This window comes from Bradyrhizobium yuanmingense, from assembly GCF_029167105.1.
In the GTDB taxonomy this organism is placed as follows: domain Bacteria; phylum Pseudomonadota; class Alphaproteobacteria; order Rhizobiales; family Xanthobacteraceae; genus Bradyrhizobium; species Bradyrhizobium yuanmingense_A.
In genome coordinates this window covers 374,410-388,245 of the sequence record NZ_JARFML010000003.1, presented here as the reverse complement: position 1 = coordinate 388,245, position 13,836 = coordinate 374,410, and the positions used below count along the sequence as shown (strand labels likewise).

The window sequence follows — 13,836 nt, the reverse complement described above, 5'->3', positions numbered from 1 at the left end:
CTCCACGGCGGGATTCCCCAGAGGAGAGAGCCCTCACCCGCGCCGGAGCCTGTCATCGGGCGCGCCTGCGGCGCGACCCGTTGGGCGCGACCTCTCCCGCATCCGCCTTCGCCAAAGGGCTTCGGCGGACAAGAGCGGGAGAGGTGGAGACCGCGGCGCCCGCCCATTGCTCCCAACGAAAATCCGCTCCGGCTCGCTCAGACCGCATCTGCGCGCAGCAGCGTATCCACCGTGATGGTACCCCGCGCGCGGGAGACGCAGGCGCAGATCTTCTGGTTGGCTTGCTTCTGGTGGTCGCTGAAGAAGACGTCGCGATGGTCGATCTCGCCATCGACGTCGACCACGTCGATGGCGCAGAGGCCGCATTCGCCGCGCTTGCAATCGGATATCACCTCAAAGCCGCTGGCATTGAGCACGTCGAGCATCGAGCGCTCGCGCGGGATCTCGAGCTCGACACCGGAGTCCTTGAGGCGCACCGTGAACGTTTCGGTCGGCAGCGTACCGCTGGAGCCGAAGGTCTCGTAGCGGAGATCGGTGAGCGGATGGCCGGCGCCGATCCAGGCATGACGCGCGGCGTCCAGCATCCGCATCGGGCCACAGAACAGCGCCAGCGTGCCTCGCGGCAATGAGGCGAACAGCGCGTCGAGATCGAGCCGGCTGCCTTCGTCGCTGGCATGAACGACGAGGCGGTCACCAAGCATCGCGGCGAGGTCGTCGAGATAGGCGGCCTCGCGGCGCGAGCGTACCGCATAATGCAGCGTGACGTCCGCCCCGCGCCGCGCCAGCGCCTGTGCGGCGCCGAGGATCGGGGTGATGCCGATGCCGCCGGCAATCAGACAATAATTGTCGCGGGTCCAATCGACCGCGAGCAGCGAGGCGGGCTGGGTGATGTCGAGCCGTGCGCCCGGCTGCAAGGACCACATGTAGCGCGAGCCGCCGCGGGAATCCTCGGCACGGCGCACCGCGATCTTTAGGCCCAGTGAGGAGGCCTCGCCGACCAGCGAATAGGACCGCGTCTCCGGGAGGCCGTCGATGGTCACGCTGACATTGATGTGGCTGCCGACCGGATAGGCCGCGGCCTCGAACTGATCCGGCTTGATCAGGAATTCGCGGACGTTCGGGGTGAGATCGCGGGTGGCAACGAGCGTTGCCGGGGTCCAGGTCTCGATGAAGCGCATGGTGACTGCCCTCAATCGGTTGCGGTCTTGATCAGTGCGAGCGCCGGCAGGAGGTCGAGATGGGTGCGGTTGCGCAGCGCGAGCCGCAGGTTTCGCACCGCGAGCCGGGCATGCTCGCGCATGACGGCCTCGGCGCGCGCGCCTTCGCGGTTCTCGATGGCATCGATCACGACGCGATGGTGCTCCTGGGCGATGATCAGGATCTGCTGTGCCTCCGGCAGCGCCGATTGCGCCATCACGAAGCCGCTCGGCGAGGCAAAGGGCAGCGCCGAGGCGCGGTCGATCTGCCGGATCAGCGGCGGGCTGCGCGACAGCTCCGTGAGCTGGGCGTGGAAGCGCGCATTCAGCGTGACGTAGGACGAGAAAGCATCGACCGAGATCGGCACCTGCCGCAGCAGCTCGTCGATCGCAGCAAGGCACTCCTTCAGCGGCTCGAGCTCACGCGTGGAGACGCCGCGCTCGGCGGCAAAGCGCGCCGCCAGGCCTTCCAGCGTGCCGCGCAGCTCGATGGAATCGGAGATGTCGCGCTCGGAAAACGCCTTCACCATGAAGCCGCCGGAGGGGATCGCCTCCAACAGGCCCTCCTCCTCCAGCCGCACCAGCGCCATGCGCACCGGCGTGCGCGAGGCGCCTGTGGTCTCCACCGCCTGCAGCTCGGAGATGCGCTCGCCCGGCCGCAAGGCGCCCGACAGGATCTGGTCGCGCAGCGCGAGCTGCGCCTTCACGGTCTGCGAGATGGAGCGGTCGACCTCACGCTCGGCCATGTTCTACTCCGCGGCCTGAAGGTGCTTTGGGGCGTTTTCCTTCGCCACCATCCGGTCGATCAGCTTGCGCGACCACATCGCGCCGGCGTCGATGTTGAGGTTGTAGAAGATGCGGTCGGGGTTTTCGTCCATCGCGCGCTGCTGCGCTTCGAGGATCAGCTCGTCCTCGCGGAAGATGCCGGAGACGCCCTCGCGGATCTCGGTGGTGAGGCGCTGCTCGCTGATGCGATAGTTGCGGACGAAGGACCAGAAGTAGTGACAGGTCTTCTCGGTCTCCGGCGTGATCGTGTTGAGCACGAAGCCGTTGACGCCCTGCGAGCGGTCGCCTTCCGGCGCACCGGTGCCTGTCGGCGCGACGCCGACGTCGATGGCGATGGCGCACGGCGCCTCGAAGCGGATGATCTGCCAGCGGTCGACGAGACCGGGCTTGCCGAGCTGCTTGGCCCAGAACGGCGGCGGCTCGATGCCGCGCATCCAGCGCGTCACCGTGACCGTCTTCTCGCCATGGGTGACGTCGAACGGCGCCTCGGCGACGGCATCATTGCCGATGGAGGAGCCGTGCACGAAGGTCTCGTGGGTGAGATCCATGAGATTGTCGAGCACGAGGCGGTAGTCGCAATTGACGTGGATGGTCTTGCCGTCGCCGGCCCAGGCCGGGTCGTGATTCCAGTGCATGTCGGGGACGAGCGCGGGATCGGCCAGCGCGGGATCGCCCATCCAGAGCCAGACGTAGCGGTGACGCTCGACCACGGGATAGGCGCGCACGCAGGCCGAGGGGTTGATGGTCTCCTGCGAGGGCATGAAGGTGCAGCGCCCCTGCGCGTTGTACTTCAGACCGTGATAGCCGCAGACGACGGTGTCGCCTTCGAGCCGGCCCTTGGACAGCGGCACCAGGCGATGCCAGCAGGCGTCCTCCAGCGCGGCCACCGAGCCGTCCGCCTTGCGGTACATCACGACATGCTTGCCGCAGATCGTCCGCGGCAGCAGCGCCGCCTTGACGTCGGCGTCCCACGCCGCGGCGTACCAGGCGTTCATGGGGAAGGGCTTTGTCATTGTCTCACTCCCACGGCTTATGAATACGTTATGTATACAATAGCTGAGGAGTGGAATTGTTCAAGGCCTAATGAGACCTACTATGATACCATTAGCGGTTTGAATGTATACAAGCTGGCGGAAAGATCGCGTACCTTACGCCGCGAAAACTTTCGCCAATCCCGCCTGGGCCTCCTCCTGAATCCGTTTCAGGTGCTCGGGGCTGCGGAAGCTTTCGGCGTAGATCTTGTAGACGTCCTCGGTGCCGGACGGCCGCGCGGCGAACCAGCCGAAATCGGTTTCGACCTTGATGCCGCCGAAGGGCTGGCCGTTGCCGGGCGCCTTGCTCAGCGTCGCGCGAACGGGATCGCCGGCGAGGTCCTTGAGGCCGAGCTGCTCCGGCGTGACGGATTTCAGGATGTTCTTTTGCGGCCCGGTGGCGGCAACGTCGATGCGCGCGTAATGCGGCATGCCGAATTCGGCGGTGAGATCGTTGAAGATCTGGCTGGGATCGCGGCCGGTCTTGGCCATGATCTCGGCAGCGAGCAGGCCGAGGATGATTCCGTCCTTGTCGGTGGTCCACACCGCGCCGTCGCGGCGCAGGAACGAGGCCCCTGCACTCTCCTCGCCGCCGAAGCCGAAGCCGCCGGTGACGAGGCCGTCGACGAACCATTTGAAGCCGACCGGCGTCTCCACCAGCTTGCGGCCGAGCTTCTTGGCGACGCGGTCGATGATCGAGCTCGACACCACGGTCTTGCCGATCGCGGCATCCTTGCCCCAGTCCGGACGGTGCGCGAACAAATAGGAGATCGCGGTCGCCAGGTAATGGTTCGGATTCATCAACCCGCCGGTGCGCGTGACGATGCCGTGGCGGTCGGCGTCGGTGTCGTTGGCAAAGGCGACGTCGAAGCGGTCGCGCATGCCGATCAGGCTCGCCATCGCGTAAGGCGAGGAGCAGTCCATGCGGATCTTGCCGTCCCAGTCCACCGTCATGAAACGGAAGGTCGGATCGATCGCCTCGTTCACGACATCGGCGTTGAGGCCATAGCGCTCGATGATCGGATGCCAGTAATGCACGGCGGCGCCGCCGAGCGGATCGATGCCGATCTTGACGCCGGCGGATTTGACGAGGTCGAGATCGACGACATTGCCGAGATCGGCGACGTAAGGCGTGATGAAGTCGTAGGCGTGGACATTCGCGGCCTTGCGCGCCTTGGCATAGTCGATGCGCTTCACGTCCTCGAGCTCGCCGGCGAGATAGGCGTTGGCGCACTTCTCGACGGCAGCGGTCACGTCCGTATCGGCCGGGCCGCCATGAGGCGGATTGTATTTGTAGCCGCCGTCCTCGGGGGGATTGTGCGAGGGGGTGATGACGACGCCGTCGGCGAGGCCAGAGGTGCGGCCCTTGTTATAGGTGAGGATCGCATGCGAGATGACGGGCGTCGGCGTGTAGCCGCCATCCTTGTCGATCATGACCTCGACGCCGTTGGCGGCGAACACCTCGATGGCGCTTGTAAGCGCCGGCTCGGCCAGCGCATGGGTATCGATGCCGATGAAGAGCGGGCCGGTCAGGCCCTTCTCCTTGCGGTAATCACAAATCGCCTGCGTGGTCGCGAGGATGTGGCCTTCGTTGAAGGTGTTCTTGAACGAGGTGCCGCGATGGCCCGACGTGCCGAATGCCACGCGCTGTGCCGGATCGGACGCATCCGGCTTGCCGGCGAAATAGGCCGTCACCAGCCGCGGAATATTGGTGAGCGCGTCCGGCGAGGCCTGCTTGCCCGCCGCGGGATGAACATCAGCCACTGGAATACCCTCGTCCTGTCGTGAGTGCGGGACACCATAGCATCGGCCAAGCCCCCGCCAAGAGCACAACACGCGCGACGGGGAAGGCGTTCCTTGGAGGTGCTGCAGCCCGCCTGAGCGGGTTCGTGCTATGCTCGGCAGCACCGCCCGTCGAATCGTCTCATGATCCCTTCGCGCAAGCTGCTCGTGCTGATCGCCGCCTTCATGCTGGCCGGCGCACCCGCGCGCGCCGCGGAGTTCTACACGGAGGACCTGCGCATCCCGATGGTCGAGGCCGGACCGCAAGGGCTGGAGGCCTTTCTGGTGCGGCCCGTGGGGACGAAGCGCTATCCGCTGGCGCTGCTCAGCCACGGCTCGCCGCGCAAGTTCGAGGACCGCGCGACCATGTCGGCGCACAAATATTATGGCATCGCGCTGGAATACGCCCGGCGCGGCTTTGCTGCGCTGGTGGTGATGCGGCGCGGCTACGGCACCTCGCCGGGCGGGCGCGTCGACAGCGTCGGCGGTTGCGCAAAGGCCGCGTACCTGCCGGCGGCCGCCGTCGCGGTTGCCGATCTGCGCGCCGCGATCGATGCGATGGCGCACCGGGCCGACCTGACGACGTCCGGCATGATCGCGGCCGGCCATTCCGCCGGCGGCTTCGCCACGGTGGCGCTGAGCGCGCAGGCGCCGGCGGGGCTCGTCGCCGCGATCAATTTTGCCGGCGGCCGCGGCTCGCGCAACGACGACGATGTCTGCAATCCGGATGGGCTGGTGCAGGCCTTCGCCACCTTCGGCAAGTCCTCGCGCGTGCCGATGCTGTGGGTCTATGCCAGCAACGATTCCTATTTCGGTCCCGACCTCGCGCGCCGGCTCCATGATGGGTTTCGCGCCGGCGGCGGCAATGCGAGGTTCGTCGCGGCCCCGGCTTACGGCGACGACGGCCATTATCTCTATTCGGTCGCGGGCCGGCCGCAATGGACACCGTATCTCGACGCCTTCCTGCGCGAGCGCGGGCTCGGCAACGACCTCCTGAGCCTGCCCGATCCGCTGCCGCCGCCACGCCAGCTCAACGAGGCCGCGCGGGCCGAGTTCGCGCGCTATCTCGCCAGCCTGCAGCCGCACAAGGCCTTTGCGGTGTCGCCGAACGGCGGCTACGGCTGGCGCGCCGGACGGGCGACGACCGAGGAGGCCCGGCGCGACTCGCTGGCAGCCTGCATGAAATGGTCGCCCAGCTGCACGCTCTATGCGGTCGATGACCAGCTGGCGGAGCCGTCGCAGGCCAGATCCACCGACCAGAGCGCCCGCGCGCGGCCGTGACGCACACACGCCTGAGGCCGGTTTGTTAACTCCGGCGCTCTATGACAGGCCCATGCTGCGGGATCGGGCACGCTTCATTCTCGGCGCGACGTGGAGGCACGTCGCGATCGTCCTGCTCGTGTCGGCTCCGATCGGCGCACATGCGGCCGACGGCAGCAGCGAGCTCGGCGCCGGCGAAACGCCGTCATCGCGGGCCACGATCCGAAAGATCATCGAGCGGGAAACCAAGAGCACCAATCTGCCGGCCGATATCGCCGAGGCGGTCGTCTTCGTCGAAAGCGGCTACAACCCGGCGGTCATCGGCAGCGCGGGCGAAATCGGCCTGATGCAGGTGCGCCCCGAGACGGCGGCGATGCTGGGCTTCCGCGGCAGCAGCGCGGAGCTGGCCGAACCCGACGTCAACATCCATTACGGGGTGCTTTATCTCAGTCAGGCCTGGCGGCTTTCGGGCGGGGACCTCTGCCGCGCCCTGATGAAATACCGGGCCGGTCATGGCGAAGAGGAGATGACCGCGCGGTCGCAGGTCTATTGCAACCGGGCCCGCAACCGGCTTGTCGCGATGAGCGCAATGCCGGGAGAACGCGAAGCTGCGGCTGCTCCGGATCCGGCGCCCACGGTTGCGGCTGCGGTTGCGGCGCCCGTGAAACCGGCGAGCCGCCCGAAGGTGCCGGTGCAGCCCAAAGCGGTCTATGCCCGCTATCGTCAAGGCACCGCGGCCGCCAGCCGCGCCTATTGGGCGGCCCATGAGGCCAAGGTCAGCCAGATCAAGGCGCGCATCGAAGCACGCTGGAAGCGCGTCGCGTCGCGCTGACGGGCGATGGCCTATTGTCTGAGCATGATCTTGCCGGAAAACCGCTGCACGCTTTTCCGGATCATGCGCTACAGCCGCTCGCTGAGCGCGAGCTTGTAGCCGACGCCGGTGACGGTCGCGATCACGGGCGTGCCGCTGCCGACGAGCTTGCGGCGCAGCCGCGCCACCAGCGCATCGACGGTGCGGATGTCGACTTCGGCCTGGCGATTGCTGACGACCTCGATCAGATAATCGCGGCTGAGCGGCCTGCCGTCGGCGCCGACGAGCGCCGCCAGCAGGTCGAATTCGGCGCGCGTCAGCGCCACCGGCTTGCCCTCGTTGCCGAGCAATTCGCGCCGGGTCAGGTCGATGATCCAGTCGCCGAACGCGATCGAATTGTGGTTGCGCGCCGCCTTGCGGTCGATCGAGCGACGCCGCAGCACGCTGCGCGCACGCGCGAGCAGATCGCGCAGGTTGATCGGCTTGGTGACGTAATGGTCGCCGGCGACCTCGAGGCCGAGAATGCGGTCGACGTCGGTGTCGCGCCGCGTCACGAAGATGATGCCCGCGTTGCTGGTGGCCTGGATCTCCTTGGCGAGCTCGAAGCCGTCCCCGTCGGGCAGCTGCACGTCGAGGAAGACGAGATCGGTGCGCGCGCGCAGCGCCTGACGGCACTCCGTGCAGGAGCCGGCGCCGACCACGTCGAAATTGTTGTCGCTGAAATAGTCGACCAGCATGGTCCGCGTCACCGGATCGTCCTCGACGACGATCAGCCGCTCGCGGCCGGCCGGACGAGCGGAAGCTACCGGTGTCCTGGCGGTCCCATGTGCTTGCGTTCCGACCTGCAGATTCAAGTCGCCGCGCAACGCGCGGTCATGTGAACGGACATTCACAGCCTGTTCGAGCCCCCGAAATTGCCTGCCGCGATACTAGGCGGGTTGTGATGCGCAAACAACATTGGTCATGCTCTTGGCACATTAAGTATGAATTGGCGCACACTTCTCATTCCGCGCACCGTGCCGGAAATCTTCCGATTTTCGGAACAGCAGATCACAGTTCGGGCGGCGCTCTGCGGCTTGCTCCCCCGTGAGCTTCGCATCTACTGTGCCTTCCAAAGCCTGCACTCGGAGGTGGCGCCATGGAGGTCATATTGCTCGGCACCGGCGGCCCGCGCCCGGACCCGCGCCGCATGGCGACGACCACGCTGATCAGGCTTGGCGAGGCGAACATCCTGTTCGACGCCGGCCGTGGCGTCATGGTGCAGCTTCACAAGGCGGGCGTGCCGCTCGGCGCCATCAACACGATCTTCCTCACCCATCACCATTTCGACCACATCGGCGATCTCTACGATGTGATGTTGAGTTCGTGGATGCACGGGCGCAAGGACGAGTTGCGCGTCTACGGCCCGCCGGACACCGAACGCCTCGTCAATACGCTGGTCACGCAGGTCTACGACAAGGACATCGCCTGGCGCGACCAGGGCGAGCCTAGCTTCGGAGGCTGGAAGCCTGTTGCCGCAACGGACATCGTGCCGGGTCCTATTCTAGATGTCGGCCGCTGGAAGATCAGCGCCGAGCTGGTCTCGCATGGCGATGGTCTCGACATGCCGCCTGCTTTCCTGGCGCGCTGGATGTGTCTCGGCTACCGCTTCGAAGCGGAAGGCAAGGTCATTGCTGTTTCCGGCGACACCGTCCCCTGCCCCGGGCTCGAGCGGCTGGCTGAGGGAGCCGACCTGCTGGTGCAGTGCTGCTTTCTCGCCACGCCCGAGATCAACAACGAGCATTTGCGCCGGCTCGCGAAATACACGATCGCCTGCGGCGACACGGTCGGGAAGATCGCGGCCAAAGCCGGCGTCAAGAAGCTCGCGCTGACCCATCACCGTCCGCGCACCGACGATGCCATGCTGGACGCATTGCTTGATGACGTCAGGCGGGACTATGCAGGACCGGTGGTGCTCGGCGAGGATCTCACGCGCATCGAGGTCTGAGGATGATCGAAGATCGAAGCATGCGCGCCGCAACAAATCATGCGTGCGGAAGCCGTTCGGCGTCAGGACGATCCGACCTCGATCCGGTAGGATAACTCTTCCTCAGCGCCCGGCGCGATGTGCATCAGCCCCGGCTTGTCGGTGAACTCGCCTTGAAAGCCGGCGGGACTGGCGTAGCCGCGCCAGGGCTCGATGCAGAGGAACGGCGCGCCTGACGGTTTCGACCAGACGCCGAGCTCGCGAAATCCGCGCCAGGACATTTTCAGCCATGGCCCGGTCGATGCGCCGCCCGCCGCGGCATAGCGGACCGAAGTGCTCTCGATGCGGTCGAAGATGATGGCGTCGTCGACGAATAGGGAATCCGACAAGGGAAGCGTGCTGCCTTTGACCGGGCTCGGCTCCGCCGCCGGCCGCAGCAATCCACCGTCGAGACGGCGGACCGGAGACGGTTCGGCGCTCGCGAAAGTCAGCGCATGGCTCTCCTTCGCCGCGCCGGGCTGCAGCGGCCAATTGAAGGCGGGATGGCCGCCGAGCGAGGCCGGCAACGTCTCCTTGCCGGTGTTGGCGATCGTCAGCGTCAGATCGAGGCCGGACTCATCGATCGCATAGGCCGCCGTCAGCCGGAACGGGAACGGATAGAGTGCGCGCGTCGTCTCATTGTCATCGAGCACCAGGGTGCAGCGGCTCTCGCCGCGTTCTGCCCACATGAAGCGGCTGTCGCGGGCGAAGCCGTGCTGCGTCATCCGATACGTCTTGCCCTGATGCCGCAATTCGTCGTTGGCAAGGCGCCCGACGATCGGAAACAGCAGCGGCGCGTGACGCGGCCATTCCGGCCCCGCCTGCCAAAGGAATTCGGTGCCGCCGCCCTTCAGCGAGCAGAGCTCGGCGCCGTGCGCCTTGACGGTCGCGGTGAGCGAGCCGCAGCGGAAGGAGTAGGTGTCATCGGTCATGGCCGACCTCTACACCCCGACCTGGCACGCAGCAAGGCGACGCCGGCCATGCAGGCGGCGCCTCCGAGCCATGCCGGGCTGCGTCATATTTCTGTACCTAACGATTGCTCACGTGCGGCTCCTCCACCGCGAGCTCCCCGCGAACCCGGCCGGAACTCCATGAACCATCGTGGTAGTCAATTGAAATTCTTCATCAACGGCCGCTTTCTGTCGCAAAAGCTCACGGGCGTGCAGCGTTATGCCGCCGAAATGGTCAAGGCGATCGACGTGCTGCTCGCGTCGGAGCAGATTCCGGCCTCGCTGCGCAACGCAGACTGGCAATTGTTGAAGCCCGCGGATGCAAGCGAGGAACTTGATCTCGACCGGATCAAGATTCGCGCTGTCGGCCGGTTGCATGGGCACGCGTGGGATCAAATCGATCTCGCCCGCGCTGCCGCCGGAGGCCGCTTGATCAGCCTGGCCAATTCCGGGCCCGTCTTCCATCGCGACCATATTGTCGTGATTCACGACGCCCAGGTCTTTCGCAGGCCCGACTTCTTCAATTGGCGCTATCTGACCGTCCATCGCACGATGGGCCGGATGCTCGCCCGGCACGCAAGCATCGCAACGGTGTCGGGATTTTCCCGCAAGGAGCTTGCGGACGTGCTGAATCTCTCGGCATCGCGCATTCCCGTCTTCCCCAACAGCGCCGAGCACTTTGCAGCCACGAAGCCCGATCCCGGCATCCTTGCCCGACTTGGCGTTCAGCCGCAGAAGTTCTTCCTCTTCGTGGGCTCGAAAACCAAGAACAAGAATCTGTCCGTCGCGATCCGCGCCATCCAGCTGCTCGACCGAGCTGACGTCCCCCTGGTCATCGTCGGCGGCGATAACAGCAAGGTCTTTCAGGATAATTCGGGCGAAGGGGCTTCCGGCCTGGTGCTGGCCGGCCGTCTGACCGACAGCGAGATCGCTGCGCTCTATGCGCATGCATCGGCCTTCGTGTTTCCCTCCCTCTACGAGGGGTTCGGCGTGCCGCCGCTCGAAGCCATGATCTTCGGCTGCCCGGTCATCGCCTCGAGGGCCGACGCCGTCGTGGAGACGTGCGGCGACGCGGCTGCGTATTTTAGCGCCACGGATGCCGAGGCGCTGAAGCAGCTCATGCTCGAAAGACTGGCAATCGGCGCGATCTCGGACCAGGAACGCAGGCGGCAACAGGATCGCCTTGCCTTCTATTCTTGGAAGAAATCGGCGAAGGCGCTGCTCGATCACCTCGCAACGCCGGCGAACGTCGCCAGCGCTGCGTGAAACGCGGCGCGGTTCGCCTATCGCGCGCAACGGTTTTTGCACAAACGGTTTGCAACTCGCACCTCTTTGCCTGGTTCCATGATTTTTCTTCTCCGTTGTTGCGGTTATCGCAAGCACGAGCGCCTTGGCGCAACATCACCACATCGCTGCCCCAATATCGCTACGTATTCGAGGAACTGTGTTTCGCACTAGCGAACACAGAACAGGGATACACGATGTCCGGCCCTCCAACGCGGCCCTACGCAAGGCAAACGATGAAAGTGCTGCACATCGCCGAAACGATCCGTGGCGGGATCGCGAGCTATCTGAACGAGTTGCATCCTCAGCAGCAGGCCAGCTTCGGTGCCGAGAACGTGCATTATGTCGTGCCGTCGGATCATCGGGGCGACCTCGGCGCGATCGATGACAACCAGATTACGACATTCGACCGATCCGGCCGCAGCGTCGCCGGCCTATTCCAGATGCTGCGTGCGAGCATGCAAGCGCTGGATGCCTTCAGACCGGACGTGGTGCACCTGCATTCTTCCTTTGCGGGGCTCGTGCTCCGGCCCGCTCTGGCAGCCCGCTCGGGCGGACCGCGCGTCGTCTATTGTCCGCACGGCTGGGCATTTTCGCGCGAGACCGGCCGCTTCAGTCATTTGCTGACCAAGACCGCGGAGAACCTGCTTGCGCGCACGTCGGACCGAATCATCTGCATCTCCGGCGACGAATACAACGAGGCGGTCCGCGCGGGAATTCCTGCCGACCGCCTCACCGTGGTCCACAACGGCATCTCGAAGAGCCGCACGCCGCAGCCCGTCGCGGCTGACTGGACCTCCAAGAAGGTCAAGGTGCTGTTCATCGGACGCCTGGACCGGCAGAAGGGGTTCGATCTGCTGATCGAAGCGGCACGCGCGCTCGAGGATGTGCTGGACGTCCGCATGATCGGCGCCTCCGTCGTCAACAAGTACGAAGGTCCGACCGTCCCGTCGAACGTGTCCCTTCTGGGCTGGCTCGACCGCCCGACCATCGAGACCCAGCTCGAGGCCGCCGACCTCGTCGTGATCCCGTCACGTTGGGAAGCCTTTGGCCTCGTTGCGCTGGAAGCGATGCGCGCGGCCAAGCCCATCCTGGCGTTCCGTAGCGGCGCTTTACCCGAGATCGTCGTCGATGGCGTGACCGGCGTGCTTTGCGAACCCGTCGCGGTGCAGCCGCTCGTGGATGGTTTCCGGCGCGCACTCGATCTCGATCTCAAGGTGCTGGGGCAGCGCGGCTACGACCGGTTCAAGCAGTTTTATGACGTTCAGAAGACGCATGGACAATTGCAGCAGGTCTACGCCGATCTCCTCCAGGGCGAGCGGACGCCGGTCGAGGCGAAGGCGGGACTGCAGTCGGATCTCTCCAAGAACTTCTGATGGCTGCACCGCTCCCACGCACCTTGGTTCGCGACAGTCTCCGCCTCGCGAGCCTCATCGCATCCATCCTCCTGCCGGTCTCGGTCTGCGCACAGCAGGCGCAACCGCTCGATGCCCGATTCCTGCTCGGGGTCGGCACGCATCAGGGGCTGGGCGGCCCGGTGAGCGCGCGCGGATACGTGCCTTCGGAAAACGTCGCCCAGATCAAGCAACTCGGTCTCAATTCCTTTCGCGATGATTTTCCCTGGTCCGAGTTCGAGGTTGGGGGACGCCGGATGGGCTTCACACCCCGACTTGGCAGGCTCGAAGCGCAGGTCAAGTCCGGCGTCGCGCGCCCTCTCCTGATCCTCGCCTTCGGCCATCATCTCGTTCCGAATTCCTCGCCACCGACGACCGACGAGGCGCGGCAGCGGTTCGCCGATTATGCGGCGGCGGCCGCGCAATCGGTGGTGGCGCAGCATCCGCTGTTCGAGCTCTGGAACGAATGGAACCTGGCGGCGAAGAAAGATCCTGCGTTCTCGCCGGAAAACTATCTGGCACTCGCGCAAGTCGCTCGACCGGCGGTCAAGCGGGTTGCGCCGAATGCGCCTTTCCTCGTCGGGGCGCTCGGCGACGATCTGGGCTGGACATGGACCGAGAAGATGCTGCGGACCGGCATTCTTCAATATGCGGACGGCGCATCGATCCATCTCTACAATTTCTGCATGGGCCCGAGCAAGCGGACCTCGGCCGAAATCATCGAGCGGCTGACGGCGTTTCACCGGCTCGTCGGCCAGGCGAGCGGAAACCCCGATTTTCCGATCTATGTCACCGAAACCGGGTGGACCACGGCTGCCACCAACAAATGCGGCGTCAGCGAGCAAGCCCAGTCCGACAATAGTGCGCAGCTGATCCTGTGGGCGTCGACCGCGGCGCGCTGGCTCAAAGGCATGTGGTTCTACGAACTCAAGGACAGCGGACAGAATCCATCGGACCTGGAGCACAATTTCGGGCTCTACCATTTCGACAATTCGCCGAAGGCCGTCGCCTGCGCGGTTCAGGGCGCCTGGGCTTTCATCCGCTCCAGCCTGAGCGCCGAGAAACGCGAGCTCGCCAGCGGCGTCGTGTCGATCAATGCAACGACGACGTCCGGCGCCAGAGTTGCGGTGTGGTCCGAGACTCCCGAGCGGCGTTACGAGGTCCGGATCAAGGGGAATCAGGACGGCGCAACCTTTGCGATGCCGTGCGACTCGGCGGCAAGACCTGCGTCCGGTGCCTGGATTCCGGTTTCGACCACGCCGGTTCTCATTGCAGCGGGCAACGGTGCCATGCCCGCTTTGGAGATAAGGCCGGCGCGGTAAGCGCGATTTTGCAAA

Annotated in this window: 12 protein-coding genes; 6 read left to right on the top strand and 6 right to left on the bottom strand. The window is 65.6% G+C overall.

Going from position 1 to position 13,836, the window contains the following annotated elements; genetic code table 11:
* Positions 1–197: 197 nt before the first annotated feature.
* The 4 genes from P0R31_RS06510 to pgm all read right to left on the bottom strand — a co-directional run bounded on the left by P0R31_RS06510 (position 198) and on the right by pgm (position 4,777).
* Positions 198–1,178, bottom strand: coding sequence for a PDR/VanB family oxidoreductase (locus P0R31_RS06510; protein ID WP_275513327.1), 981 nt, complete (start codon positions 1,176–1,178; stop codon positions 198–200).
* A gap of 11 nt (positions 1,179–1,189) precedes the next feature.
* Positions 1,190–1,942: a GntR family transcriptional regulator gene (locus tag P0R31_RS06505; RefSeq protein WP_275513326.1), complete on the bottom strand. Its 753-nt coding sequence runs from the start codon at positions 1,940–1,942 to the stop codon at positions 1,190–1,192.
* A gap of 3 nt (positions 1,943–1,945) precedes the next feature.
* Positions 1,946–2,995 carry an aromatic ring-hydroxylating dioxygenase subunit alpha gene (locus P0R31_RS06500; protein WP_275513325.1) on the bottom strand — a complete coding sequence of 350 codons (1,050 nt, stop codon included), beginning with the start codon at positions 2,993–2,995 and terminating at the stop codon, positions 1,946–1,948.
* 135 nt (positions 2,996–3,130) lie between these two features.
* The gene (gene pgm, locus P0R31_RS06495) at positions 3,131–4,777 is read right to left on the bottom strand and encodes a phosphoglucomutase (alpha-D-glucose-1,6-bisphosphate-dependent) (protein WP_275513324.1); all 1,647 of its coding nucleotides are present in this window, start codon (positions 4,775–4,777) and stop codon (positions 3,131–3,133) included.
* A 162-nt stretch (positions 4,778–4,939) separates the two neighbouring features.
* Here pgm and P0R31_RS06490 point away from each other — a divergent pair, with 162 nt between their 5' ends.
* Complete coding sequence (locus tag P0R31_RS06490) at positions 4,940–6,076, top strand: alpha/beta hydrolase family protein (protein WP_275513323.1); 1,137 nt, start codon at positions 4,940–4,942, stop codon at positions 6,074–6,076.
* Positions 6,003–6,887, top strand: coding sequence for a transglycosylase SLT domain-containing protein (locus tag P0R31_RS06485; protein ID WP_430516801.1), 885 nt, complete (start codon positions 6,003–6,005; stop codon positions 6,885–6,887). The genes P0R31_RS06490 and P0R31_RS06485 overlap by 74 nt, the downstream gene beginning before the upstream one ends.
* A gap of 68 nt (positions 6,888–6,955) precedes the next feature.
* On the opposite strand, the gene P0R31_RS06480 is transcribed toward P0R31_RS06485, so the two are convergent.
* Positions 6,956–7,759 carry a response regulator transcription factor gene (locus P0R31_RS06480; RefSeq protein ID WP_275513321.1) on the bottom strand — a complete coding sequence of 268 codons (804 nt, stop codon included), beginning with the start codon at positions 7,757–7,759 and terminating at the stop codon, positions 6,956–6,958.
* A 245-nt stretch (positions 7,760–8,004) separates the two neighbouring features.
* Between P0R31_RS06480 and P0R31_RS06475 the strand changes: the two genes are divergently transcribed.
* On the top strand, positions 8,005–8,853 hold the full coding sequence (locus tag P0R31_RS06475) for an MBL fold metallo-hydrolase (RefSeq protein ID WP_275513320.1): 849 nt from the start codon (positions 8,005–8,007) through the stop codon (positions 8,851–8,853).
* Between the two features lie 62 nt (positions 8,854–8,915).
* On the opposite strand, the gene P0R31_RS06470 is transcribed toward P0R31_RS06475, so the two are convergent.
* Positions 8,916–9,803: an aldose 1-epimerase family protein gene (locus tag P0R31_RS06470; RefSeq protein WP_275513319.1), complete on the bottom strand. Its 888-nt coding sequence runs from the start codon at positions 9,801–9,803 to the stop codon at positions 8,916–8,918.
* Positions 9,804–9,983: 180 nt separating this feature from the next.
* Between P0R31_RS06470 and P0R31_RS06465 the strand changes: the two genes are divergently transcribed.
* From P0R31_RS06465 to P0R31_RS06455, 3 genes are all read left to right on the top strand, one after another.
* Entirely contained in the window at positions 9,984–11,087 is a 1,104-nt protein-coding gene (locus P0R31_RS06465) for a glycosyltransferase family 4 protein (RefSeq protein ID WP_275513344.1), read from the top strand.
* Between the two features lie 254 nt (positions 11,088–11,341).
* A complete protein-coding gene (locus P0R31_RS06460; protein ID WP_275513318.1) occupies positions 11,342–12,481 on the top strand; it encodes a glycosyltransferase in 1,140 nt (379 codons plus the stop codon).
* On the top strand, positions 12,481–13,821 hold the full coding sequence (locus tag P0R31_RS06455; protein WP_275513317.1) for a hypothetical protein: 1,341 nt from the start codon (positions 12,481–12,483) through the stop codon (positions 13,819–13,821). The genes P0R31_RS06460 and P0R31_RS06455 overlap by 1 nt, the downstream gene beginning before the upstream one ends.
* Positions 13,822–13,836 lie beyond the last annotated feature (15 nt).

What these genes read in the sequence shown, in the direction of transcription:
- P0R31_RS06510 (WP_275513327.1), bottom strand. Translation starts at nt 1,178, where the DNA reads ATGCGCTTCATCGAGACCTGGACCCCGGCAACGCTCGTTGCCACCCGC.
- P0R31_RS06505 (WP_275513326.1), bottom strand. Translation starts at nt 1,942, where the DNA reads ATGGCCGAGCGTGAGGTCGACCGCTCCATCTCGCAGACCGTGAAGGCG.
- P0R31_RS06500 (WP_275513325.1), bottom strand. Translation starts at nt 2,995, where the DNA reads ATGACAAAGCCCTTCCCCATGAACGCCTGGTACGCCGCGGCGTGGGAC.
- P0R31_RS06490 (WP_275513323.1), top strand. Translation starts at nt 4,940, where the DNA reads ATGATCCCTTCGCGCAAGCTGCTCGTGCTGATCGCCGCCTTCATGCTG.
- P0R31_RS06485 (WP_430516801.1), top strand. Translation starts at nt 6,003, where the DNA reads ATGCGGTCGATGACCAGCTGGCGGAGCCGTCGCAGGCCAGATCCACCG.
- P0R31_RS06475 (WP_275513320.1), top strand. Translation starts at nt 8,005, where the DNA reads ATGGAGGTCATATTGCTCGGCACCGGCGGCCCGCGCCCGGACCCGCGC.
- P0R31_RS06470 (WP_275513319.1), bottom strand. Translation starts at nt 9,803, where the DNA reads ATGACCGATGACACCTACTCCTTCCGCTGCGGCTCGCTCACCGCGACC.
- P0R31_RS06460 (WP_275513318.1), top strand. Translation starts at nt 11,342, where the DNA reads ATGAAAGTGCTGCACATCGCCGAAACGATCCGTGGCGGGATCGCGAGC.
- P0R31_RS06455 (WP_275513317.1), top strand. Translation starts at nt 12,481, where the DNA reads ATGGCTGCACCGCTCCCACGCACCTTGGTTCGCGACAGTCTCCGCCTC.